The organism is Micromonospora sp. NPDC047753 (assembly GCF_040642735.1).
Lineage (GTDB): Bacteria > Actinomycetota > Actinomycetes > Mycobacteriales > Micromonosporaceae > Micromonospora.
This window is the reverse complement of the sequence record NZ_JBEYSL010000905.1, coordinates 1-1018: the sequence shown is the minus strand read 5'-3', so window position 1 is coordinate 1018 and position 1018 is coordinate 1. Positions and strand designations below refer to the sequence as shown.

Below are 1018 nucleotides of genomic sequence, written 5' to 3'. Positions count from 1 at the left end.
ATCTACACAAGCAACCCCACACTCTTACCCTCCACGACGCTCTACCGATCTCTCACACCACCCCACACACATGACACGACGGCGCCCCCGGGGTTCTCCCCGGGGGCGCCGTCGTCGTACGTCGTGCGGCTCAGGCGCGGCCGCGGCGGGTCCGAACCTCCTGCAGGCGTTCCTCCAGGATGTCCTCCAGCTCGGCGATGGAACGCCGCTCCAGAAGCATGTCCCAGTGGGTACGCGGGGGCTTGGCCTTCTTCTGCTCCGGCTCGTTGCCGTCGACGAGTCGGGCGACGCTGCCGTCGAACTTGCATTCCCAGGTCGTCGGGACCTCGGCGTCGACGGCGAACGGCACCTCGAACTGGTGGCCCTTGGCGCAGAGGTACTCGCGGGTCTGACGCGGCGCGAGCTCCGTGTTGCGGTCGGATTCATAGCTCACCGCGCCAAGGCGGCTTCCGCGCAGCATACGCTCGCCCATGATCGACTTCCCCTCGTTCGTGGTGCTGGTCTTCTGGGTGTAACGGTGCGTCCCCGTCGAGCCATTCCCGCCCGAGGGCGTGAGGCGTCCACGGGTGGGCCGGGACCAAGGGTAGCCGGCCGGGACGCTCACCCGGTGAGGTGATCCCCAGGCGGGTCGGGACGGCGGTGCGTGTCCGCTGCCACCGGGGTGGTTAACCGCTTGAGCCTACCGAAGGTTGCGCCACGATCGTCAGGTGGCGTCCTTGGCACTGGTGGCGCCGAGGCGGGCCAGCGCCAACGCCAGGTCGCTGACCTGGTCACCGAGCTGCGCCACCCGCCGCTGCGCGAGATCCCGGTCGGTCTCGGCGGCGTCGAGTCGTACCGTCAGGGCGGTGCGGTGACCCTCGGCGGTCGCCGCGGCCTGCCGGGCCACGGTCAGCTCGGCGGTGAGCGTGTCGCGCTGGGCGGCCACCACCACCTCGTACGGGCTGGGTCTGTTGGTGGCCGCCGCGGTGGAGAGCGGTGCCCGCACCGTGGTGATCGGGCTGGGTGGCTCCGGCACCAA

2 protein-coding genes and 1 pseudogene are annotated in these 1018 nt (G+C 70.3%); 1 reads left to right on the top strand and 2 read right to left on the bottom strand.

Going from position 1 to position 1018, the window contains the following annotated elements:
- Window positions 1–130 precede the first annotated feature (130 nt).
- Both ABZ749_RS35660 and ABZ749_RS35655 read right to left on the bottom strand, forming a co-directional pair.
- Entirely contained in the window at window positions 131–472 is a 342-nt protein-coding gene (locus ABZ749_RS35660) for an RNA polymerase-binding protein RbpA (RefSeq protein ID WP_091398247.1), read from the bottom strand.
- Window positions 473–703: 231 nt separating this feature from the next.
- Window positions 704–925, bottom strand: a complete 222-nt coding sequence (locus ABZ749_RS35655) for a hypothetical protein (RefSeq protein WP_357235875.1) — start codon at window positions 923–925, stop codon at window positions 704–706.
- A gap of 1 nt (window position 926) precedes the next feature.
- Here ABZ749_RS35655 and ABZ749_RS35650 point away from each other — a divergent pair.
- Window positions 927–1018, top strand: a pseudogene (locus tag ABZ749_RS35650) (glycerate kinase); the annotation flags it as partial.

Coding starts and splice junctions, on each gene's coding strand:
- ABZ749_RS35660 (WP_091398247.1), bottom strand. CDS start 472: ATGGGCGAGCGTATGCTGCGCGGAAGCCGCCTTGGCGCGGTGAGCTAT.